Source organism: Bacillus sp. JK106 (assembly GCF_053663355.1).
This window is the reverse complement of the sequence record NZ_JBSJQC010000003.1, coordinates 154,295-176,380: the sequence shown is the minus strand read 5'-3', so window position 1 is coordinate 176,380 and position 22,086 is coordinate 154,295. Positions and strand designations below refer to the sequence as shown.

Genomic DNA, 22,086 nt, shown 5'->3' with positions numbered 1-22,086 from the left:
TGATAGTGAAAAGGGAGGGGAACGGATATGGATTTACATACATATGAAAAAGAGTTTTTTGATCTGTTAAAAAGAGTATCCCACTATGAAGAAGCCATTGCGCTCATGCATTGGGACTCAAGAACGGGAGCCCCGAAAAAAGGTTCTGATGACCGGGCGGAAAGCATCGGGCAGCTGTCGGCTGACGTTTTTCAAATCCAGACATCCGACCGGATGAAAGAGCTGATTGACATCCTTCTCGCGCATGCAGAAGAGCTCTCTGAAGATACAGTGAAAGCTGCGGAACTTGCAAAAAAAGATTATGATCATAATAAAAAAATACCTGAAGATGAGTATAGAGAATATGTCATTTTGACATCGAAAGCGGAAACGGCTTGGGAGGAGGCAAGGGCAGCCTCTGATTTCTCTATGTTTGCTCCGTACCTTGAGAAGCTGATTGATTTTAATAAGCGGTTTATTTCGTATTGGGGCTATGAAGATCATTCATACAACGCATTGCTCGATATTTTCGAACCGGGCGTTACGGTAAAGGTGCTGGATCAGCTGTTTTCTGAATTGAAGGAAGCGATCATTCCGCTTGTCAAAAAAGTGACGGCATCCGGAAATAAACCGGACACTTCCTTTATAACGAAAACGTTTCCGAAAGAAAAACAAAGAGATCTCTCCTTGTATTTCTTAAAAGAACTTGGGTATGAGTTTGACGGCGGCCGTCTGGACGAAACGGTTCATCCGTTTATGACGACGATCAACCGCGGCGATGTGCGGGTGACGACCAGATATGACGAAAACGATTTCCGCACGGCGATTTTCGGAACGATTCATGAATGCGGGCATGCGATTTACGAGCAGAATATTGACGAAGCTCTGAGCGGAACGAACTTATCTGACGGTGCATCCATGGGAATTCATGAATCCCAATCGTTATTTTATGAAAACTTTATCGGCAGAAATCAACAATTCTGGACCGCCTATTATGAAAAAATGATTGAGGCTTCACCTGATCAATTTCAAAATGTAAAAAGAGAGGATTTTGTACGCGCCGTAAACGAGGCGAAACCGTCCTTTATCCGAATTGAAGCCGATGAGCTGACATATCCGCTTCATATTATTATCCGTTATGAAATTGAAAAAGCGATTTTCAGCAATGAAGTGACAGTGGAAGAACTGCCGGCATTGTGGAATCAAAAATATCATGATTATTTAGGCATTACGCCGCCATCTGACGCAAAAGGCATTTTGCAGGACGTACATTGGGCGGGCGGCGATTTCGGCTATTTCCCTTCCTATGCGCTCGGATATATGTATGCGGCACAGCTGAAGCATACCATGCTTGAGGATCTGCCTGAATTTGATCAATTAATAGAACGGGGCGACTTTGAGCCGATCAAACAATGGCTGACAGAAAAGGTTCATCAGCACGGAAGACGCAAAATGCCGCTTGATATCATAAAAGATGCAACGGGAGAAGAATTGAACGTTCAATATCTCATTGAGTATCTCGTCGGCAAATATTCAAATTTATATTTATAAACGAAACGCCCGGCATACACCGGGCGTTTTTCTAAAAATTCTAAAAAGACGAATAATCGAAAACTAATTCTTTGTAAAAGTTCGGGAATATTCAAATTTCACTATGCAAAAGAAGTGTATCTTGTTATAATTTGATTAATATCATACGAACACTCATATAATCGCGTGGATATGGCACGCAAGTTTCTACCGGTCACCGTAAATGTCCGACTATGAGTGAGCAATGGGACGGCTTTTATTCGGCCGTTACGTGTAGATCATTCGGCATTGCTTGCTCTTTTTTTGGAGAGCGGGCAATGCTTTTTTTATTTTTTATAAGCGGAGGTAATCATTGTGGAAGCATTAAAACGAAAAATAGCAGAAGACGGAATCGTTCTTTCTGATCAAGTGCTGAAAGTGGATTCTTTTTTAAACCATCAAATTGATCCGGTTCTCATGCAGCAGATCGGCCGGGAATTTGCGAGCCGTTTTGAAAAAGACGAGATAACCAAAATCGTCACAATTGAATCTTCGGGCATTGCCCCTGCGGTAATGGCCGGCCTTGAACTCGGCGTTCCCGTCATCTTTGCGAGAAAAAGGAAGTCTCTCACGTTAACGGATGATCTGCTGACGGCGTCCGTCTATTCTTTCACGAAAAAAACAGAAAGTCAGATTGCAATCTCCGGAAATCATCTCTCGAAAGAAGACCGCGTGTTAATCATTGACGACTTTTTAGCGAACGGACAGGCGGCAGAGGGGCTTTTGTCCATCGTAAAACAAGCAGGCGCAGCAGTTTGCGGGATCGGAATCGTCATTGAAAAGTCATTTCAGCCGGGAAGAGACGAGCTGGTGAAAAAAGGATGCCGGGTCGAATCACTGGCGAGAATTCAATCGCTTGAAGACGGAAAAGTGACATTTGTACAGGAGGTCCGTTCATGAAAAACGGCTATGCCAAAACACTTTCCCTCGGTATCCAGCATGTGCTTGCCATGTATGCCGGCGCCGTTGTTGTTCCTTTAATTGTAGGAGCGGCATTGGGACTGAACGCAGAACAGCTGACATATCTCGTATCAATTGACATTTTTATGTGCGGGGCTGCTACGCTGCTTCAAGTATGGAGGAATAAATGTTTCGGCATCGGCTTGCCTGTTGTGCTCGGCTGTACGTTCACCGCGGTAGCGCCGATTATTTCCATCGGTAAGGAGTACGGGATTTCAGCCATTTACGGAAGCATTTTGGCATCGGGTCTGCTTGTCATTCTGCTGTCATTTTTCTTCGGCAAGCTCGTATCCTTTTTTCCGCCTGTCGTAACCGGATCTGTCGTGACGATTATCGGGATGACCTTAATGCCGGTCGCGATGAATCATATTGCCGGCGGGGAAGGCAGCAAGGATTTCGGTGATCCGGCTAACCTTGCCCTCGGATTTACGGTGCTCGTCATTATCGTGCTGCTTTATCGGTTTACAAAAGGATTTTTGAAATCCATTTCGATTTTAATCGGCATTGTCATCGGGACGGCCATCGCTTATTTTATGGGAAAAGTGCAATTTGACAATGTGGCGAATGCTGACGCAATTCAAATGATTAAACCGTTTTACTTCGGGACGCCGACATTTCATGCGGCACCGATTATTACGATGTCCATCGTTGCCATTGTCAGCCTTGTTGAGTCAACCGGCGTCTATTTCGCTCTCGGTGACCTGACAAACCGGCGCCTGTCTGAACGTGATTTAGCAAAAGGCTACCGCGCGGAAGGTCTGGCGGTATTCATCAGCGGCATTTTCAATGCTTTTCCGTATACGGCCTATTCCCAAAACGTCGGTCTCGTGCAGCTGACGGGGATTAAGAAAAACGCGGTCATCGGTGTCACGGGCGCACTTTTAATGCTCTTCGGCCTTTTTCCGAAAATCGCAGCCTTCACGACCATCATCCCGTCTTCAGTACTGGGCGGCGCGATGGTGGCCATGTTCGGCATGGTCATTTCCTACGGCATTAAAATGCTCAGTCAAATTGACTTTAAAAAGCAGGAAAACCTTCTGATCGTCGCGTGTTCGGTCGGATTGGGACTCGGTGTAACTGTCGTTCCCGATATGTTTAAGCACCTGCCGTCTTACTTAAATTTGCTGACCACAAACGGAATCGTCGCCGGAAGCTTTACCGCCGTGCTTTTGAATATAGTTTATAATATGATTCCTAAAACGAAAAAAACCCTTGATGTGACAAGGGTTCAAGAGGGTTAGTGATCCGTTTTCTTTAAAATAACATCTTATTTTATCCAGATCGAGGATGCTTCCGAAAGTTGCTGAACTTTTTGCGAGGCATCCTCTTTTTTTAATAGTTTCATTGTTTGAAAAAAAACAAATTGAGTGATGCGGCATCCGCCTTATTTCGCCGAAAAACCGTCCCGAACTATATGTACGTGAACATATGACTAAATGTAAGAAAAAAAAGGAGAATGGGGGATTATATCATAAACGAATATCATTGTTCGGACGGTGATGACACGAAACTGGCTTAGACATGCAATGAAATGCCTGATGCCGAAGTGCAACTGCAGAATGGGCGCTGAGGGGGAGTGTCTTGTGCACCGATCCTTACAAAAGAGAGTAAAAGAAGGGAAAGCCCCTTCTTCTAATTAATCCATCCTTCAAAAGTTGCGCGATAGAACCCTTCGATTATCTCTACTTTCTTAAGGTAATAAGTAACACCATTTTTAACAGTTGTATTTGGGATATCCCATCTATGAAGGTAATCCATTGTAAAAGAATCTTTGGTCGCTTGTGTCGAAAATTTTGTTTGAGTTGAGTCGTTATTTGTATTGCCAGGGCTGGATGCAAAAGCAGGGGAAGCGGAAACGAGTAAAGCGAGAGACAAGGCAGAACCAGTTAAAACTTTTTTTAATTTCATTTTAAACACTCCTTTGTTTTTGATACACTTGTATTATTACATGAAATACAAAAATAACCAAGGGGTTTTTTGTTAATATTTTGTGAGCGTAGCGTGAATTTTGTTAGGGGAGTGGATGGCAAAAGGGATACTGATAAGTATATAGAGAAAAAGAGTTGATTATTGCTGGCCTCTGGTGAACTGCAGCCTTTGAGTGAGTGTTTGCTTTAGCTATTCCAGCGCTTTTCCAACGGGAAAGGTGTGATATGAAATTTAAAACTGAAACAATTGTACAAAAGTAAAAACTTTATTTAAAATGTTATAAATACTAATTTTCAATATAGGAGGTTATCTGGTGGCAGAAAAGAAAAAAGCTTTAATCATTGTGGATGTACAAATAGCTTTCGATGATAAAAAATGGGGAGAACGAAATAACGTAAAAGCGGAAGAAAACATTAGTAAAATACTGAAATTATGGAGAGAAAAAGGATGGACAGTCATATACATACAACATATTTCTGATAAACCTGGTTCTTTATTTTATCCAAAAAATGAGGGGGTTGCTATAAAGGAAATCGTTAAACCTATGGATAAAGAAGTCATTATAACCAAGAAAGTAAACAGCAGCTTTATCGGGACTAATCTAGAAGAGATTTTAAAATCAAATGATATAACAACTGTCGTAATAACTGGTTTGACTACGCCCCATTGTGTTTCAACAACTACAAGAATGAGCGGTAATTTAGGATTTGATACCTACCTGATTTCAGATGCAACGGCAGCCTTCGGGATGAGAGACCAAAATGATACATATTATGATGCAGAGACTATTCACAATATATCTCTGGCTACATTGCATGATGAATTTGCCACAATATTAACGACTGATCAATTAATCAATGATTTTATAAAAACAAACTGATTAACATTATGGCTAAGGCCGACGGTGGGTATAGGCGGCTGAAAAGCATATTCAGGCGCATACAAGGACCTCGTCGGAAAAAAGGCATCTGCTTCAGATGCTTTTTTGTTTCTTATAAACCGATTTCGGTAAAAAATGATCGGCGGTTAACGGTCTGGATCCGGCTTCGGTTTTGAATAACAAAAGGTTTTACTAATCAGCGAATTATTCAAGATTTTTTGGCTTGTGCTGAGTCTGATGTCTTTTGATTTCCTCAAATAGATTGGCTTGACCCTCTGTTTGAGATGGAGACTCATTGTTAAGGAATTTTGGATCGATCACATTTTTAAGATCTTTGATGGTTAAAGGCTTACAGTCATCTTTTAATTCGTAGCCTAATTGTCCATTAGCTTCTAAAGTGGCATATTTAATTGTGTTTATTTTTGAAATGCCAAGAAGCCTTAGACGCATTTCGAGTTGATCTGCTGTCAGTCTCAGCTTCTTTAAGTTTTCTATATTGAGTTGGCCGTCTTCTATATCGAATTTAGATTTTCGGGTTAAAAAAAAAATTCAATCCAGTTTACTTTTACTTGAAACCATTCCATCAAAATTAAAGCACTAAAAGGATAGACGCAGTGATTAATGTTTTCAATAAACTAGTTTCTAAAATGGGGTGAACGATCGATTGAAATCATCACCATTGTCTGTGCGATGGTCATTTGTGCAATGGATTTTCTCCCTGAAATTCTCAGTAAAATCATTCCGAATGCAATTATAATTAATTCTTCCCAAGCAAATCTCATGTTATCACCCTGGATGGTGTTTTATCAAAAATAAAAGAGCAAGTAAGAGGTTTCTTAACGTTAGCTGGGGAACTCAGGCGTCGATAAAATGTTCCGGATTGATAGAGTTGAGACTCGGCTTTTGGATAGACACGCGGGAGAGAATTTTAGATTATGTGTTTTTGCGTCTAAAAGCAGAAAACAGTACGACTGATAATGATCATCGGGTGAAATGAAATTACGCACCTAGGTGCTATATGCTGGATCAATTATAAAATGGAGTGAAACTAAAAAAAGGGGCAAAGCCCCCCTTATATTAGTAGCTTTTTAGTTGTTACTTAAGACAATCATTCCGCCGTCATGAAAAATCAGCTTTTGTAGACGGCTGTCCAAGTGCCATCAGCACCATGGAAGGTGATGTTGTCTAAATAATAGGTGATTCCATTCTGGTAAATTGAAGTAGGATAATCAGGACCAGAACCATTAAGTATGAACGTCGCCAAAGCAGATACTTCCTTCGTTTTGCTTTCTGCAGAAGGTGTATCAGCAGGACCTGCGGCAAAAGCAGGGGCGGCAGAACAGAGTAAAGCGAGTGATAGGGCTGAGCCGGCTAAAGCTTTTTTCATTTTCATTGCAAACACTCCTTTTCTTTTTTAATACAATTGTATTATTACATATTATGTTAAACATGTACATGCCTATCTTTGTTAATTTTTTGTGAACAAACAGATAATCTATTTAAACGCAGAGATGTAATAAGTATGATGATGAAGCAATTATCATCTATAAAAATAAGAACAGGAAGTGGCTGATTTTCTCGAAAATCATCTGCTCTTGCGAAATGAGGAGTTACATGACATTTACGGAACGGGCGGTAGCCATTATCAAACAGATTCCTGAAGGAAAAGTGATGACGTATGGTCAAATTGCCGGTCTTGCGGGAAGTCCGCAGGGAGCGAGGCAGGTTGTGAGGATTCTTCACTCCATGAGTAAAAAGCATCGTCTTCCTTGGCACAGGGTCATCAATGCAAAGGGTGAAATCGGATTAAGAGATGAAGAGATGTTTTCTGTACAGAAGCTGTCTCTTGAAGCTGAGGGGGTAGCGGTCACCTCAGACGGACGGATCGATCTCAATTTATACGTCCATGATCCGAATATGTAAAAAACCTGCCGTATATATCGGCAGGTTTTTCAGTTATATGCTGCAAGCCGGCCAGAAAGGTTTTGCCGGATATAAGGCCATTCCGCCCGAAGGATGGAGTAGTAGGCGGTATCTCTGAGGCCGCCGTCGACAGCCGGAATATGCGCGCGGCGGATTCCTTCAAATTGGGCACCGATCCGCAAAATCGCAGTTCGTGAGCGCTGGTTGCGAACATCGGTTTTCAACGTCACCCTGACAGCTTGCCACGCGTCAAACGCATGGGTCAGCAACAGAAGTTTACATTCCGTATTGACACCGGTCCGCTGTACGGCAGAGGCATACCATGTGCTGCCGATCTCACACACTTCCGGGGCTGCGTCCGCCGGCCGCGTAAACACTTCCGCATCCATAAACCGCGTGCTTCCGACGATTCGGTCTGTTTCAAGACTCCGTACTGCAAATGGCAATGCAAGTCCTTTTTCATAATCGGAAAGCGCACGTTCAATATAACGCTTTGTTTCTTCGATTCCGTCAGGAACATGGGTGTAAGCGTAAGTCGTCCTATTTTCTGAAGCAGCTTCACAAAGTGCCTGAGAGTGATCAATCGTCATCGGCTCTAACTGAACGAGTGACCCTTTAAGAATGACGGGTTTCAGCATGCTTATCACAACCTTTTTTTATGAATGGGTCAAGTATAGTCGAACGGTTTATCATTCAAAAGGGCCAATTTTAAATTAAAATGGCATGTCAGTGAAATCCTCGATTCAAACTTATGCATACATTCAGGAAAAAAGCGGAAACCTTTATGTGAAGAGGTGATGGGCATGGCATATGTGTTGTCGGTCGGAACGAGCATTCCGAAGTATCATGTCTCGCAAGAAACGGCGGCGGATTTTGCGAGAGGGATGTTTGCCGTTTCATTTAAGGATATTGATCGGCTGTTAAAAGCCTTTCAAAACGGCGAAATTGAATCAAGGCAGTTTGTCCGGCCGATTGAATGGTATAAAACGGCGCGGGGTTTTTCAGAAAAGAACCGGCTGTATACGGAAGAAACCGTTAAGCACAGTGCGGATGCGGCGCTTGATTGTTTAACAAACCCGGATTGTTTAACAAATCCCTTTCCTTATGAAAAAGTGGATGCGATCTTTTTTATTTCCAGCACCGGGCTTTCGACACCCAGCATTGAAGCGAAAGTGATGAATCAGCTGCCGTTTTCTGCGAAAACAAAACGGATACCGATCTGGGGCTTAGGATGCGCGGGCGGAGCGGCCGGCCTGTCCAGGGCGTACGAATACTGCCGCGCATATCCTGAAGCATACGTGCTTGTCATCGCGGCTGAACTCTGCAGCTTAACGTTTCAGCCGAACGACAAGTCAAAAAGCAACTTAATCGGAACTTCCCTGTTTGCGGACGGAATTGCCGCAGTACTAATCGGAGGGGAAAAGGCGAACCGAAACGACGTCAAACAGCCGCTTCTTCCGCGGATATTTGCCACTCAATCGGTGATGATGCCGGATGCGGAAGATGTGATGGGCTGGGAATTCACCGACAGCGGTTTTCAAGTCATTTTTTCAAGAGATATTCCCACCCTGGTTTCACAGTGGCTGAAGGACAATGTTGATGAATTTTTATTAGAATATGGTGTCGATCCTCACGACATTAAAACCTTTCTTGCCCATCCAGGCGGGAAAAAGGTCATTGACGCCTATTTAACGAGTCTTTCAATGGACACCGGTCAGCTTGCGGCATCTCGGAAGGTGCTGCAAAAACACGGCAACATGTCTTCCGCAACTATTTTTCACGTGATAAAAGAACAGTTGCTCCGCGGCCGGCAGAAAGAAAACGAAAAAGGGCTGATCGGCGCTCTCGGGCCGGGATTTTCGTCTGAGCTTTTGCTGTTCAGCTGGGAAAAGGGGGCTTCTTAATGTTTTGGCTGTTTATCATGCTGCTTGCGGCCCAGCGGATTGCGGAGATGATCGTGGCCCGGCGCAATGAGCAGAAGGTGAAAAAGCAAGGCGCAGTCGAATACGGAGAAGGACATTATCCCTTTCTCGTCCTGATGCACGTGCTCTTTTTTGTCTCTCTTACAGCTGAGGTGGCGGCGTTTCAAAAAACGCTTTCTCCAAGGTGGGCCGCCATTATATGTATTATTTTATTTGTACAGGGGATCAGGTATTGGGCTCTATTATCATTAGGGCGGTATTGGAATACGAAAATTCTTGTCGTGCCGGATGCGGAGCTTGTCAGAAAGGGGCCGTACAGGTGGATGAAGCACCCGAACTACGCGGTCGTCATCTTAGAATTTATTTTTCTGCCGCTGTTATACGGAGCATATTGGACACTGTTTCTCTTTTCGATTCTCAATGCCTGCATGCTCACTGTGAGGATTCGCGCCGAAGAGAAAGCGCTAGAAGAAAACACCGCAAAATAGAGATTGAAAATCATTCTCACTCATGATAAGATGTAAATATGAAAATGATTCTCATTCAAGGTGGTGCCGAAAATGACAATGTTATTTTTATTTGCAGCCGTTTGTACATACAGTGTTTTAATTGGTTTCGTATTGAAAAAAGTTTCGAATAAATCGATGTCTTCTTAAACATCTGCGGTTTTTAATGCCGCGGGTGTTTTTTTTTTATCAGCTGCCGATATCGGCGGCTTTTTTACGTTTCCAGAAGAAAAGTGGGCCATTCTTGTGTAAAATGGGGGAGAGGTTTTTTTCAGAGCTTTCTAAAAATGAAAACGTCATTTGATGCGACAGACACAAAGGGGTAAAGACACATGACAGAAGAAGAACGCCATAACAGGGAGATTTTCAGCAGAACGGGTGCCTTATACGCACAATTTTTGGATCATCAGGATGAAAAACGGGCCGATCAGCTCGCAGCCATTATGAAAAAAGCGGCTGATGAAGAGGTTTATATCGCGTTTACCGGGCATTATTCGGCCGGAAAGTCCTCTTTATTAAACACATTGCTCGGTGAAGACATACTGCCGACAAGCCCGATTCCCACAAGCGCCAACCTCGTTGTCATCCGGCACGGTGAAGATAAAGTCGTGCTTCATACGACGGACGGGGCTTATGCAGAAATTAAAGGAAGTTACGATAAAAAACAAGTGCAGCAATTCTGTAAAGACGGTGAGCAAATTGAAACGGTGGAAGTCTATGCCGGCTTTAAGGAGTCAGAGCCTTATGCGGCCTACATTGACACACCGGGAATTGATTCGACGGACGAAGCGCATTTTTTATCTGCCGCTTCGGTTCTCCATCAGGCTGACGCTTTATTTTACGTCGTTCATTATAATCACGTTCATTCAGAAGAAAATATGCTGTTTCTCAGCTCCATCAAAGACCGTATTCCGAATTTGTTTCTGATCGTCAACCAAATTGACAGGCATGATGAAACCGAAACGAAGTTTGAAGAGTACCGCAGGCAGGTGGAAGATATGCTTGAAGGCGCGGGAATACCGAAAGAATCGCTTTTCTTTACGTCTGTCACTGAGCCTGACCATCCTTTAAACGGCATGGAACAGCTGAAAAAACATCTGCAGAAGCTGAAACAGCAGGCAAAATCAAATTTATGGTCCTTAACGGAGAGAAAAGTCGCACACTTAGTCAAAGAGCATACAGAGATGCTCGTAAAAGAAGATAAAAACGGCAGCGGAGAGCAGTTTGACAAACAAGAAGCACTTGTCCGTTCTGTTGAAGATGAGCTTAAAAAAGCCGTTCAACAGGCTGAAACAGCAGAGAAAGACATCAGAAAAGACGTGCAGAACATATTGCAGAACGCTAATCTGACACCCTTTGAGATGAGGGAGCTTGCATCTGCTTATATTGAATCACAGCAGCCCTCATTTAAAACCGGATTATTCTTTTCAAAAGCGAAAACGGCTCAGGAGAAAGAGAGAAGGCATGCTGAATTTTTTGCCGATATTAAAAAAAGAACAGAAGGGGAAGCGGATTGGCATATTATCGACACATTTACGAAAGCGGCCAAGCGGTATGAAGCGGATTCGGACGAACTGATCAAGAAAATCCAGGCGTACCGCACACCGCTTTCTGATGATATCACCGCTCAGGCCATTAAGCAGGGAGCGGCCTTTTCATCTGAATACGTATTAACTTATACGAAAGACCTCGCTGAGATGATCAGAAGGGAAGCCAAAAGACAAACAGCGGAACTCATTGAGGAGCTGACCGCTTATGTTCAGGCAAAAAACGGACCGCTCATTGAGAACTTGAAAAAACGGCTCGAAAAAGAAAAGAAGATAAGGGATGAGCTCGCGCAATCGGCAAAAGAAGAACGCAATGCCTTGGAAAAAGCAGCCCGAGTCCGCGCTTTGTGGGAAGAAGAATTGACCTGTGATACGGGAAGCGGCGACTGGTATACGCGAAAAAAACGTCTTGCAAACGCGCCCGTCCAAATAGAGAAACCAAAAGAGACTGTACAGTATGAAGTAAACAAGCCCGAAAAAAATGCGATGAAGGAACTTTCTATAAAAGAGCAGACTGATCGATTCTATGAGCTTGCCGGGATTCTTGAATCCTCGAGCATATTAGGAAAACAGGCAGAAGCCTTTCGAAGCAGGATTGAGCGGCTTGGAAACCGCCAGTTTACCTTGGCGTTATTCGGCGGATTCAGTTCCGGTAAATCATCATTTGCAAATGCGCTTGTCGGTGAATACGTGCTTCCGTCATCACCGACGCCCACAACGGCTACGATCAACAAAATAACGAAACCGCAAGACGGCAAACCGCATAAATCTGCGGAGATCGTTTTTAAAACGGAGGAGGAGCTGGACGCTGAAATGCTTCAGCTGACTGAGCTGAAAGACGCTGATGTAAAGGGACGTTCACTGAAAGAGAGATGGAATTATGCCATTAAAAAGGGAAAAGTTCCGGATGAACTTATCCCGGTGATTCAGACGATGCTGCAGGCGTTTGATACGTATGAAGAACAGATCCGTCAAAGGCAGACACTGACGGTGCCGGTTGAAGATTTAAAACCGTATGCAGCGGAAGAAAAAACGGCCTGCTGCGTAAAAGAAGTCACCGTGTATTATGATTCGCCTCTCACGCAAAAAGGCATCACCATTGTTGATACGCCGGGAGCAAGCAGTATAAACAAGCGCCATACGGAACTTGCCTTTCAATATATAAAAGATGCTGACGCGTTCTTTTATATGACGTACTATCAGCATTCTTTTTCAAAAGGAGACAGGTCTTTTCTGAAGAAACTCGGCCTCGTCAAAGAATCATTCGGCATGGATAAAATGTTTTTTGTCATTAACGCCGCAGATCTGGCCAAAACCGAAAGCGAGCTGGAAACCGTCAAAGACTATGTCCGCTCAGAACTCTCAAAAGAGGGAATTAACCGGCCGAAATTATATCATGTCTCAAGTAAAGAAGAGCTTGCGGGTAAAAAAGCAGCTTTTTATAACAGGTTCTCTGATGTAAGAACCGGGCTTGAGCACTTTATTGAGGAAGATGTAATGAGGGCAAGCTGTGCCCAGCTGAAAACAGAGGCCGACAAATTGTGCGATATGGTGGAACAGCTTCACGAATCTCTTCACCAGTCGGCAGAAGAAAAAGAGAAAAAGAAACAGCGTCTGGAGTCTTCCTATGAAAAAGCTCTCGCTGACATTTCAAAGCGCCGTACGTCTGAGGTCATCATTCGAAAAGTGATGAAAGATACGGAAGAGCAGCTCTATCACATTAAACATCGCCTGACGTTTTATGCGAATGATATGCTGAAAACCGCCTTCCATCCGGGTCTTCAAAACGGTGATTGGAAACAAAATATATCAGCGGCGCTGAATGAAGCGCTCAAGGAATTCCGTTTTGAATATATTCAAGAGCTGAAAACGCTCGATATCCGGATGACCGGTTTTATTGAGCGCCATATGACTGAGGAATGGATGGAAAACTGTCAGAAGAAGCTTATGGAAGACGGAGATTTCTCTATTTATGTGAGCGCCGAAAACGAATTTGCCGTTCAGCTGAAAGAGGTCGCTCCGGTCATTGACGTCTCGGCATTCACACATCACATAAAAGAAGTTAAATCGCCGAAGCAGTTTTTTGAACAGAACGGAAAAAGAGCGTTTGTGGAAGGGCTCAGGCTCAGCCTGCAAAAAGTGACAGAAAAGTGGCTTGAGCAGGAGAAAGAAAGCCTTTCAGAGCGATATACTGAGCAGGTGCGCCGTCTGCAAGAAGACATGGCGGATAAAAGCCTGTCCCAGATCCACGAGCAGCGGGACACTTATTTACAAGGTCTTGCGGAAAATACGAGTGCAAGGGAAATTGAACACCTTTACGAAGCCGAAAAAGCATGGAAAAAGAAAGATGAAATGCTGAAAATTTAAAAATCCGGTTGGCGGGCAGATAACAGTCGTGGTAGACTAAAATGAAAAAAGCGAGATGAAACCTTTTATGTCAGAAGTCCATAAAGCAATTTCAGCACATTCCGCAAAACAGCATCAGCACGTCAAAACATTTGTACAGCTTGACTATGAGCGTGAACAGGCCATTGAAGAAGCCATTGTAAAATGCAGACAGAATGAACCGTTCACGACAGATGCCATTAATGGCATCACCGCAAAAATGAACCAGCTGGCGAAAAAGGGCATCGTGCCGCAAAGACGATTCGTAAGTGAAGAGATGGTGAAAGAATTCGTCAGCAGACAGTAATGGATGAACCTGCCGCGTGTGTCATCAGCGCTTGCTGTACATACTATCCGTATCTTCTCTAAAGGGGGATATGACCATGGGCAGAACAAAACTGGGAAACAGAAATGCTCAGCAGAATAACAATGCCAAAAAGAAAAACGGCTTCGGACAGAAATTTGATTCCTATGCCGGCCGTGAAGCTGAAAAGCTGATGGCAAGCAATAAAAGACACGGTGAGTAACGTGACGGCAGCATCTTCCAAATGGGGGGATGCTGTTTTTTTACCGCCTTCTTTGGTAAAATAGGAACATTGAATAAAAAAAGGAGTTTCGATATATGAATAACAAATTACTGCTCGTTGACGGCATGGCGCTTTTGTTCCGCTCGTTTTTCGCGACGGCCGTTCATCGCAATTTTATGATAAATGAAAACGGAATCCCGACAAACGGCGTGAACGGTTTTTTAAAGCATCTCATTACGGCGGTTGATACGTTTCAGCCCACACATGTCGTCTGCTGCTGGGATATGGGGAGCAAAACGTACCGCAATGATTTGTTTCAAGATTATAAGGCCAACAGAAGCGAACCGCCGCTTGAGCTGATTCCGCAATTTGATTTAGCGAAAGAAGCAGCGCGAGAGCTCGGGTTTTTAAACATCGGCATAAAAGGCTATGAGGCGGATGACTGTATCGGTACGCTTTCTGCCCTATTTGCCGGGGAAGCGGAAATTACGATTGTAACGGGCGATAAAGATCTGCTTCAATTGCTGAATGAACAAGTTCAAGTAGCGCTGCTGCAAAAGGGTATCGGCAATTATAAGGTATATACAGATGAGATATTCAGAGAAGAAACGGGAGTTCCGCCAAAAGCGCTGATTGACATTAAGGCGCTGATGGGAGACACAAGCGATAACTATCCCGGCGTTAAAGGGATCGGGGAAAAAACGGCGTACAAGCTGATCCGTGAATACGAAAACATAGAACGGTTATTAGAAAGCCTCGCTCTCTTGCCGAAGGGCCAGCAAACGAAAATTCAGCAAAGCTTGAAAGAATTGGAGCTGTCAAGGCAGCTTGCTGAAATACATTGCGAGGTGCCGTTAGTCTGTACGCTTGAAGAAGCACTTTTTTCATTGAAGATGGAGGAAGCATCCTTAATGCTCAGACGCCATCAGATAAAAGGAATTGAAAGAATGCTCGAAAAGCTGAACGCCAGAGAGATCAGCTGATCCCTCTAGCGTTTTGTATTGCTTTTTTTTGCGTTGTTTTCAAGGGCTGATTTCGGGTCTTTATGCGCATTTCCTTCCATATTTCCCTGAGGATTCACGCCCCCGGTCAGCCGGCCTTTATTTTCTTTTCTCATAGCTGTTCACCTCATTTGTAGGATGAACAGTGAGACGCAATTTCATTCCGGTTATTTATTCAGCCGAATCGCTTTTTTTGCGAGCTGATCGGCTGTTTGGTTTTGTCTGCCGGGAATCCACTTAATGAAAAACAATGGAAATCCGGCCTTTAAGCGGATGATTTCGTCAACAAACGGCTGGAAAGCCTTGTTTTTAACCGCTTCAAGTTCCGCGGCCCGCTCCACGATATCTGAATCCGTCCGGAATGACACGGACTCAAATCGGCGGGCGGCACACAGCTTCATTCCTTCAATTAAAGCGAGAAATTCAGCTTCCTGATTTGAATGGTCGCCGATCGGAATTGAGAAAGATTCTGTTTTCCCGTCATGTTTAATAAAAATACCGATACCGGACGGGCCCGGGTTTCCGGCGCTTGCACCGTCCACGTAAATTTCAGCGGGCATCATCCGTCACTCTCCCTTCGGTGTCATTCGTTTTGCCGCATACGCATAAGGGACAGAAATGAGTGATACCGCAAATTTAATCAGATAAGTCGAAATAAAGATGCTGAACCAGACGCCCGCGGAATAAACGCCGAGAAAGGCCACGGCAGTGAAGATAAATGTATCCAGCAGCTGGCTGAGGGCCGTGCTTCCGCTGTTTCTGAGCCAGAGAAGCCTGTCTGAAGGAAAGATTCTCCGAATGGCTGAATATACATAAACATCTATCGTTTGGCTGAAAATAAAAGCCAAGAGGCTTCCGAGCGCAACACGCGGCAGAAAACCGAAAATCGTCTCAAGGGCAGGCTGTGCGATATCTGACGCAGCCGGTTTATATAAAAGAGCCCCCTGCATGGCGCATGTTAAAGCGAGCAGAGTGGAAAAGCCGAGCCAGACGGCTTTGCGAGCTTCCCGGGGACCGTATTTTTCGTTCAGCACATCCGTTGCGAAGAAAACGGTGCCGTACATGATATTTCCCAGTGTTGCCGTAAGCCCGAACAGCTCAACTGTTTTGACAACCTGCAAGTTGGCGCACACCGTGGCGAAACCGACCCATACGAATAGGCCCGTTTTGCCAAATCCTTTATAAAACAGAAGAACAATGATAAAATGAATGACCGCAAATAAGATCCATAACACATCGTTAAACAAAACCTGCTGACTTCCTTTCAATTTGAGAATGGTTTGATTATAGCACACGCCCGTCAACTAATGAATGGTAAGGTGATTTCAATGAATCTTAAGCCGTATATCGAAATAGAAGCAAAAGGAACAGGCCCTGTCGCGTTTTTTTCCGAAGATTGGCTGACCGTTCCGAAAGCGCGCATGCTTGCAAGAGAAGTCAGCCGCTTTCCTTATATAAAAGACATTTATTTTGAGGATGAAAAAGGCGCGAGCTGGACGCTTAAAGAATTAGAAAAGCTTACTGAAGAACTTGCGTACGAACCTGACGACATTACAGTGTATTTCGACGGCGGCTTTGACAAAACAAGCGGACGCGCAGGACTCGGAATTGTCGTGTATTATTCTCTCGGCGGCAAGCGGCATCGCATACGGAAAAATAAAAGCTTAACGCTTCAGACGAACAATGAGGCGGAATATGCCGCTTTGTACGAAGCGCTTAAGGAAGTGCAGGAACTTGGCGCAAGCAGAAATTCAATCACGATAAGAGGGGATTCCCTCGTCGTTTTGCATCAGCTTGACGGCAGCTGGCCGTGTTATGATGAAACGCAAAACGAATGGCTGGATAAAATTGAAGCGCTGCTCGAATCCTTAAAGCTGACACCGACATATGAAGCCGTAAACCGAAAGGAAAATCAAGAAGCGGATGACCTTGCCAGAAAAATTCTCTCGGACCGGCAAATTGAAAGCCGCATAACATTAGAAGGTAACGGAGATGACTGATATTGGATAAAAAAAGCATTTATAAAGAATTGACAGAGCTTCAGGATGAATATTGCAAAGACTGTTTCGTAAAAAAGCATTTCCGCAAAGAGTTTGGAAAAACGCACGCTCATTCTTTCTGTATCAACCAATGCACGGTGGGGGAGAAGCTGAAAGCCTACGGCAAGGTGCTGACAAATCAATAAAAAATAAAACCGCAGCTTCTGCGGTTTTATTTTTCGAATTCATCAAGCTGATGCTGGCAATCGTCGAGAAGCATTCGCTGCTTTTGCAGAAAATCCTGGTCGAGAGCTTGCAGTTCACTGGATTGTGACATCGTTCTGGCATCCTGAATCGCTTGGTAAGCAGATTCCACCAAAGTTGAATTTTGGCCCCGGGTAGCCGCTCCCGTTGTTTTCTGGGCAGTTTCCACCGCTAATTCAAGCTGGCGTTTATCCGTCAGTCCGTTTGAAAAAAATTCAGAGTCCATTAAAAAACACCTCCGCAAATAGTTTGGAGATTTTTTTTAGAAATATGTACGGAAAATAGAAAAAAATATAGAAAATAAGCCGATATAACTATTGAACCTGATTAATTAGGGCTTATTTACTATTATTCAGGGTATCTTGGGAGAGAAGGGAAAAACCAGCCGTGAATGATAATGATTTAAAAACAATCCTTCAGCAGACATTTAAAGAAATATACGGTGATTTGGGAAGTTTAGCGGAAATGGCAAAAAAAGGAATGCCGTCAAAGGAGAAGCAAATTGAAGAAATCGAGCAGCGCTGTAAGCAGAATCTTGTCGCAATTGAGATTCAGACGGCAATCAAATAGGAGAGGCATACGCCTCTCCTCTATTTGTCATCTGATCAACATGTATTGAGTTTAGAGTTTTACAACATTAGAAGCTTGAGGTCCACGATTACCTTCGACAATTTCAAAAGAAACTTCTTGTCCTTCTTCTAATGATTTGTATCCTTCTCCTTCGATAGCAGTGAAGTGAACAAATACGTCGTCTCCGCCTTCAACTTCGATGAAGCCGAATCCTTTTTCGTTATTGAACCATTTTACTTTACCGTTTTGCATATTGCTTAATTCCTCCTAGTACTGTAGCACCTTCGTGCTAAAAAAAATTTTGTCATCATCCAACCGTACGTATGTAAACGTTGTTAAATGATGGTTCAACTATACACCATATGGGAGCGGGCGTCAAGCGGCCGCTCCCTATTTTTTATCTTTATTTTTCCAGTAACAAAGCTTAACCGGAAAAAAACAAAAAGCACACGAATCGTTCGTGTGCTTTTCTTTTACGATAATGCCATATCCGCCTTCCCGGCCATCATTTCAGATTCTTTTATAATGTCCTGCAAAATGACTTCAGAAGAGTTGGGGAGGTGAAGGCTTTTAATATTGTCCTTCATCCGGTTCAGCTTCTCCTCATCCGCAAGAAGGGAGGTGACAGACTCTAAAATTTCTTCGTGGCGGTTGACCACGACAGCCGCACCGCGATCTTCAAAGAAAATGGCGTTTTCTTTTTCCTGTCCGGGAACCGGTTTGTACAAAATAACGGGTACTCCGATCGCCGTCGCTTCCGTCAGTGTGATGCCGCCTGGTTTTGTGATCATGCAGTCCGTAATACGGAACAGCTCGTCAATTCTTTCTACATAGCCCAGCACTTTCAGCCGGTCGGCATTGTCACCTTCCAAGCTGCTGAGGGATTCTTTCAGCGAGCTGTTTTTGCCGCATACCACCACAACCTGCACCTGATCGTCATGAACGAGATTTTCGCACAGTTCTTTTACGTTTTTCAGCACACCATGCGCTCCCGCCATAATAAGAAGAACTTTTTTGTCGGGAGAGAGATTGTATTTTTTATAAATCGGTTCTTTCGGCATCGATTCCTCGAATTGAGGCCTGATGGGAATGCCTGTGATCTTTACGTTGTTCGGGTGAGTGCCGATTTCAATCAGTTTTTCCTTCACGTAATCTGTGGCGACATAATATTTATCAACATTTTCATGAACCCAGATTTTGTGAAGGCAGAAATCGGTCATAACGTTGAACGTCGGGATCACTTTTCCGGTTCTCCGTCTGTATTCCGGTACGACAATCATCGGAAATGTATTGATAATAATGTCCGGCTTATGCTCTTCGACGAGCTGGCCTAAACGTTTATTTCCCATTTTAAAATAAATATTGAATTTGCGTTTATTATAGATTTTGTCAACTCCGTAATAAAACAAACGATAAAACTGTTTCCCGATTGAGAAGCTTTTTAAATAAAGGTATTGAGTAACCTCTGAAACAATCGGATTTGACTCTTGATACAAATTGGAAACCGTCACATCTAAGCCGAGACGCAGACATTGTTCGTAGAGCGTTTTGGCCACTTGAACATGCCCGTTTCCGTAATTTGCAGTCAAAATTAATACTTTTTTATTGGTATTCAAGTAAATTCACCTCAATGTAATCAACAACAAGCAAGCTTCATGCATCGTAAGGAGTTATTGTCTATAGATAAACATAACACAAGTGCATCATTTTATAATAAGCGCGGCAACATATTTAAACTAAATTTAATTGATATGTTCCATTATTTTAAAGTTTTGTTATACGCATACTGAATCAAGAGTATTTTATCATATTTTTGTCACCGTATCACTCAAAACAAAAATTAATCCCATTCATACGGGGTTTCCTGATATACGTAATAATTCAGCCAATTCATAAACAATAACGTTGCATGAGCTTTCCAGCGGTTAACAGGTTCTTTCCCGCCGGGCGCAAAATAGTGCTTAGGAGCTTCTACGTTTGAAAGATTTCTCTCTATGTCTCTCTCATACTCCTGAAGCAGCGTATCGGTATCATATTCCGGATGACCCGTTAAGAAAATCTGTTTTTCGTCTTTTGAAACGATTAAACAGACCCCCGCTTCCTCTGAAACGCTGAGCACATCCAGATCCGAAGCCGATTGCAGCTGCTCTGTATTAATATCTGTATGCCGTGAGTGGGGCACATAGTATAGCTCGTCAAATCCTCTTACCAATCTCTCATGTTTTTTAAGAACGGTATGCTCAAACACACCGAAGATTTTTTTCGGCAGCTCCACTTTCTCAATGCCGTAATGATAGTATAAACCGGCTTGAGCGCCCCAGCAGATATGGAGTGTTGAAGTGACGTTCGTTTTGCTCCATTCCATGATTTCCTTCAATTCTTCCCAGTAAGAAACATCTTCAAACGGCAGGTGCTCAATCGGAGCCCCGGTAATAATCATTCCGTCAAACCGTTTGTGGCGGATGCTGGAAAAATCCGTATAAAATTCATCCAGATGCTGCCTTGCCGTATTTTTTGGAGTATGTGTGCTCGGAATTAAGAACGTAAAGTGAACTTGTAAAGGTGAATTCCCAAGCATCCTGAGGAGCTGGGTTTCCGTTTGGATTTTTTTCGGCATCAGATTTAAAATCACGATCTTCTGCGGCCGGATATCCTGATGAAAAGCCCGGCTTTCATCCATTACAAAGATGTGTTCACTTTCAAGCACCTGCTTAGCGGGCAGGTGATTTGGTATATTAATAGGCAACATGCCACCTCCGTTATTCCCCGTTAATTTTCTTCATTATAGAAATTTTTAAGCCATTTTTCAATCCATCCTGGCGCAATAAACCGCATTTAACGCATAATGACAGGGATAAAAGCGGTAAATGGACATAAAATTCGGAGCGGCTCTTTATTATGACGGGTAAAGAGCCGTTTGGTTCCTCGAAAAAAACGTTTTCCGTTAAGTGGAAGGAAAAAGCGGTTACCGTTTGTTTTGCAGTGTAAAACAGGTAAAATAAATGAAGAATGTAAAAAGGAGGGCCGCAGATGACAATTTACGATATAAACGTACGGACCATAACAGGCGAAGACATGACGCTATCGGCTTACAGAGGCAAGGTGATGATCATTGTGAATACAGCAAGCAAATGCGGGTTCACATCCCAGCTCAAGCAGCTTCAGGAGCTCTATGATACATATCGGGAGGAAGGTCTTGAAATATTGGGATTTCCCTGCAACCAATTCATGAATCAAGAACCTGGAAACGAAGCGGAAATTCAAGAGTTCTGTGTGAAAAACTACGGAGTCACATTCCCGATGTTTGCGAAAGTTGATGTCAATGGAGCAGACGCTCATCCTCTCTTCACATATCTGACGGAGCAGGCGAAGGGGATGCTCGGCACAAAAGCGGTCAAATGGAATTTCACTAAGTTTATCGTGGACCGAAACGGTGAAGTCACCGGGCGTTTTTCACCGAACGTCAACCCAAAAGAGCTTGAAGATACGGTGCAGAGGCTTTTGGCCCAATAAGAGGTGATACGGTGAACGAAAAAGAGCAGCTGGAAAGCGTCAGGAATTGGGTCAGAGAAAAGCTTATCAATGAACGTACGGGCCATGACTGGCTTCATATTTCCCGGGTCGCAGCACTTTCTGTTTATATGGCAAAAGAAGAAGGCGCCGACTTATTTATCACTGAGACGGCCGCGCTGGTTCATGATCTGATTGACGCCAAGCTCGAAAAAAGCGAAAGGCTGACGGCAGGCGAAGTGACAGAACGGCTGGCTGCTTTCAACATTGCGGCTGGCTCCATTGAGGAGATCGCGGATATCATCACGAGAATGTCATTCAGACACAGGGAACTGCTGATAAAGCGGCCGCTTTCATTGGAGGGGAAAGTTGTTCAGGATGCAGACATGCTTGATGCGATCGGCGCAGCGGGCATCGGCAGGGCTTTTATGTTTGCCGGCGCGAAGGGTCACCCGATGTACGGAACTCAAACAAGTGTGCTGGCCCATATAGAGGATAAATTAATCAAGCTTAAAGGCTTAATGAATACAAAAGCGGGAGCCGGTTTAGCAGAGGAGCGGCATCAATTTCTTTTGCAGTTCGCCGCCCGTATCCAAAAAGAGGCCGGCATCGGCAAAAGCTAAGCGGCGCAATAG

The 22,086-nt window shown here is 43.8% G+C and carries 27 protein-coding genes, 2 pseudogenes and 1 riboswitch; of the genes and pseudogenes, 17 read left to right on the top strand and 12 right to left on the bottom strand.

From position 1 onward, the window contains the following. The first annotated feature begins 27 nt into the window (after positions 1–27). The 3 genes from ACWJJS_RS11330 (at position 28) to pbuX (ending at position 3,749) form a co-directional block, all read left to right on the top strand. Positions 28–1,530, top strand: coding sequence for a carboxypeptidase M32 (locus tag ACWJJS_RS11330; RefSeq protein ID WP_146277062.1), 1,503 nt, complete (start codon positions 28–30; stop codon positions 1,528–1,530). A gap of 133 nt (positions 1,531–1,663) precedes the next feature. Continuing rightward, positions 1,664–1,763, top strand: a riboswitch (purine riboswitch). 100 nt (positions 1,764–1,863) lie between these two features. Then, the gene (xpt, locus tag ACWJJS_RS11325) at positions 1,864–2,448 is read left to right on the top strand and encodes a xanthine phosphoribosyltransferase (protein WP_070082008.1); all 585 of its coding nucleotides are present in this window, start codon (positions 1,864–1,866) and stop codon (positions 2,446–2,448) included. Then, a complete protein-coding gene (gene pbuX / locus ACWJJS_RS11320) occupies positions 2,445–3,749 on the top strand; it encodes a xanthine permease PbuX (protein WP_014305276.1) in 1,305 nt (434 codons plus the stop codon). Before xpt ends, pbuX begins: the two co-directional genes overlap by 4 nt. A gap of 391 nt (positions 3,750–4,140) precedes the next feature. Here the strand turns inward: pbuX and ACWJJS_RS11315 are convergent, their stop codons facing one another. Next, positions 4,141–4,416 (bottom strand): hypothetical protein, encoded by a 276-nt coding sequence (locus ACWJJS_RS11315; protein WP_160249274.1) that lies wholly within the window; start codon positions 4,414–4,416, stop codon positions 4,141–4,143. A 334-nt stretch (positions 4,417–4,750) separates the two neighbouring features. On the opposite strand from ACWJJS_RS11315, the gene ACWJJS_RS11310 reads away from it, so the two are divergent. Then, complete coding sequence (locus ACWJJS_RS11310) at positions 4,751–5,317, top strand: cysteine hydrolase family protein (protein ID WP_070082006.1); 567 nt, start codon at positions 4,751–4,753, stop codon at positions 5,315–5,317. A 204-nt stretch (positions 5,318–5,521) separates the two neighbouring features. On the opposite strand, the pseudogene ACWJJS_RS11305 reads toward ACWJJS_RS11310, so the two are convergent. Together ACWJJS_RS11305 and ACWJJS_RS11300 are read right to left on the bottom strand one after the other, a co-directional pair. Next, positions 5,522–6,099, bottom strand: a pseudogene (locus ACWJJS_RS11305) (DUF421 domain-containing protein). 347 nt (positions 6,100–6,446) lie between these two features. Next, on the bottom strand, positions 6,447–6,710 hold the full coding sequence (locus ACWJJS_RS11300) for a hypothetical protein (RefSeq protein ID WP_031378986.1): 264 nt from the start codon (positions 6,708–6,710) through the stop codon (positions 6,447–6,449). 221 nt (positions 6,711–6,931) lie between these two features. Between ACWJJS_RS11300 and ACWJJS_RS11295 the strand changes: the two genes are divergently transcribed. Next, positions 6,932–7,240: an MGMT family protein gene (locus ACWJJS_RS11295; protein ID WP_146284443.1), complete on the top strand. Its 309-nt coding sequence runs from the start codon at positions 6,932–6,934 to the stop codon at positions 7,238–7,240. A gap of 29 nt (positions 7,241–7,269) precedes the next feature. Here ACWJJS_RS11295 and ACWJJS_RS11290 read toward each other — a convergent pair whose 3' ends face one another. Next, complete coding sequence (locus ACWJJS_RS11290) at positions 7,270–7,878, bottom strand: GNAT family N-acetyltransferase (protein ID WP_182068923.1); 609 nt, start codon at positions 7,876–7,878, stop codon at positions 7,270–7,272. 165 nt (positions 7,879–8,043) lie between these two features. Here ACWJJS_RS11290 and ACWJJS_RS11285 point away from each other — a divergent pair, with 165 nt between their 5' ends. The 7 genes from ACWJJS_RS11285 (at position 8,044) to ACWJJS_RS11255 (ending at position 15,110) form a co-directional block, all read left to right on the top strand. Next, a complete protein-coding gene (locus ACWJJS_RS11285) occupies positions 8,044–9,144 on the top strand; it encodes a type III polyketide synthase (RefSeq protein ID WP_167860230.1) in 1,101 nt (366 codons plus the stop codon). After that, positions 9,144–9,650: an isoprenylcysteine carboxyl methyltransferase family protein gene (locus tag ACWJJS_RS11280; RefSeq protein ID WP_003153565.1), complete on the top strand. Its 507-nt coding sequence runs from the start codon at positions 9,144–9,146 to the stop codon at positions 9,648–9,650. Before ACWJJS_RS11285 ends, ACWJJS_RS11280 begins: the two co-directional genes overlap by 1 nt. Positions 9,651–9,722: 72 nt before the next feature. Next, on the top strand, positions 9,723–9,818 hold the full coding sequence (gene fbpC, locus ACWJJS_RS11275) for a Fur-regulated basic protein FbpC (protein WP_025284905.1): 96 nt from the start codon (positions 9,723–9,725) through the stop codon (positions 9,816–9,818). Between the two features lie 182 nt (positions 9,819–10,000). Continuing rightward, positions 10,001–13,582, top strand: coding sequence for a dynamin family protein (locus tag ACWJJS_RS11270; RefSeq protein WP_454023583.1), 3,582 nt, complete (start codon positions 10,001–10,003; stop codon positions 13,580–13,582). A gap of 67 nt (positions 13,583–13,649) precedes the next feature. Next, positions 13,650–13,907 (top strand): YpbS family protein, encoded by a 258-nt coding sequence (locus ACWJJS_RS11265; RefSeq protein WP_031378990.1) that lies wholly within the window; start codon positions 13,650–13,652, stop codon positions 13,905–13,907. A gap of 76 nt (positions 13,908–13,983) precedes the next feature. Beyond that, positions 13,984–14,127 (top strand): hypothetical protein, encoded by a 144-nt coding sequence (locus ACWJJS_RS11260; RefSeq protein ID WP_003153570.1) that lies wholly within the window; start codon positions 13,984–13,986, stop codon positions 14,125–14,127. A gap of 95 nt (positions 14,128–14,222) precedes the next feature. After that, a complete protein-coding gene (locus ACWJJS_RS11255; protein WP_070082003.1) occupies positions 14,223–15,110 on the top strand; it encodes a 5'-3' exonuclease in 888 nt (295 codons plus the stop codon). 5 nt (positions 15,111–15,115) lie between these two features. Here ACWJJS_RS11255 and sspL read toward each other — a convergent pair whose 3' ends face one another. Genes sspL through ACWJJS_RS11240 form a run of 3 tightly spaced genes read right to left on the bottom strand, consistent with a single transcriptional unit; the run spans position 15,116 to position 16,375 of the window. Then, the gene (sspL, locus tag ACWJJS_RS11250; RefSeq protein ID WP_003153575.1) at positions 15,116–15,244 is read right to left on the bottom strand and encodes a small, acid-soluble spore protein L; all 129 of its coding nucleotides are present in this window, start codon (positions 15,242–15,244) and stop codon (positions 15,116–15,118) included. 51 nt (positions 15,245–15,295) lie between these two features. Further along, the gene (locus ACWJJS_RS11245; RefSeq protein WP_077723166.1) at positions 15,296–15,688 is read right to left on the bottom strand and encodes a reverse transcriptase-like protein; all 393 of its coding nucleotides are present in this window, start codon (positions 15,686–15,688) and stop codon (positions 15,296–15,298) included. 6 nt (positions 15,689–15,694) lie between these two features. After that, entirely contained in the window at positions 15,695–16,375 is a 681-nt protein-coding gene (locus ACWJJS_RS11240) for a queuosine precursor transporter (RefSeq protein WP_353575019.1), read from the bottom strand. A gap of 81 nt (positions 16,376–16,456) precedes the next feature. Here ACWJJS_RS11240 and ACWJJS_RS11235 point away from each other — a divergent pair, with 81 nt between their 5' ends. Together ACWJJS_RS11235 and ACWJJS_RS11230 are read left to right on the top strand one after the other, a co-directional pair. Then, positions 16,457–17,128, top strand: coding sequence for a ribonuclease H family protein (locus tag ACWJJS_RS11235; protein ID WP_024085518.1), 672 nt, complete (start codon positions 16,457–16,459; stop codon positions 17,126–17,128). 2 nt (positions 17,129–17,130) lie between these two features. Further along, positions 17,131–17,313, top strand: a complete 183-nt coding sequence (locus tag ACWJJS_RS11230; RefSeq protein ID WP_003153581.1) for a zinc-finger domain-containing protein — start codon at positions 17,131–17,133, stop codon at positions 17,311–17,313. 26 nt (positions 17,314–17,339) lie between these two features. On the opposite strand, the gene ACWJJS_RS11225 is transcribed toward ACWJJS_RS11230, so the two are convergent. Next, positions 17,340–17,597, bottom strand: coding sequence for a DUF2564 family protein (locus tag ACWJJS_RS11225; protein WP_353575018.1), 258 nt, complete (start codon positions 17,595–17,597; stop codon positions 17,340–17,342). A gap of 161 nt (positions 17,598–17,758) precedes the next feature. Here ACWJJS_RS11225 and ACWJJS_RS11220 point away from each other — a divergent pair, with 161 nt between their 5' ends. Continuing rightward, positions 17,759–17,941, top strand: a complete 183-nt coding sequence (locus ACWJJS_RS11220; RefSeq protein ID WP_077722488.1) for a hypothetical protein — start codon at positions 17,759–17,761, stop codon at positions 17,939–17,941. Between the two features lie 51 nt (positions 17,942–17,992). Here ACWJJS_RS11220 and cspD read toward each other — a convergent pair whose 3' ends face one another. The 4 genes and pseudogenes from cspD to metA form a co-directional block, all read right to left on the bottom strand. Beyond that, entirely contained in the window at positions 17,993–18,193 is a 201-nt protein-coding gene (cspD, locus tag ACWJJS_RS11215) for a cold-shock protein CspD (protein ID WP_003153604.1), read from the bottom strand. A 15-nt stretch (positions 18,194–18,208) separates the two neighbouring features. Then, positions 18,209–18,320 (bottom strand): annotated as a pseudogene (locus ACWJJS_RS11210) (hypothetical protein); the annotation flags it as partial. Positions 18,321–18,414: 94 nt separating this feature from the next. After that, entirely contained in the window at positions 18,415–19,557 is a 1,143-nt protein-coding gene (locus tag ACWJJS_RS11205) for a diglucosyl diacylglycerol synthase (RefSeq protein ID WP_007409520.1), read from the bottom strand. 224 nt (positions 19,558–19,781) lie between these two features. Next, positions 19,782–20,687, bottom strand: a complete 906-nt coding sequence (metA, locus tag ACWJJS_RS11200; RefSeq protein WP_003153608.1) for a homoserine O-acetyltransferase MetA — start codon at positions 20,685–20,687, stop codon at positions 19,782–19,784. 284 nt (positions 20,688–20,971) lie between these two features. On the opposite strand from metA, the gene ACWJJS_RS11195 reads away from it, so the two are divergent. Beyond that, the gene (locus tag ACWJJS_RS11195) at positions 20,972–21,454 is read left to right on the top strand and encodes a glutathione peroxidase (protein WP_061582158.1); all 483 of its coding nucleotides are present in this window, start codon (positions 20,972–20,974) and stop codon (positions 21,452–21,454) included. A gap of 11 nt (positions 21,455–21,465) precedes the next feature. Continuing rightward, the gene (locus ACWJJS_RS11190) at positions 21,466–22,074 is read left to right on the top strand and encodes an HD domain-containing protein (protein WP_071391713.1); all 609 of its coding nucleotides are present in this window, start codon (positions 21,466–21,468) and stop codon (positions 22,072–22,074) included. Positions 22,075–22,086 lie beyond the last annotated feature (12 nt).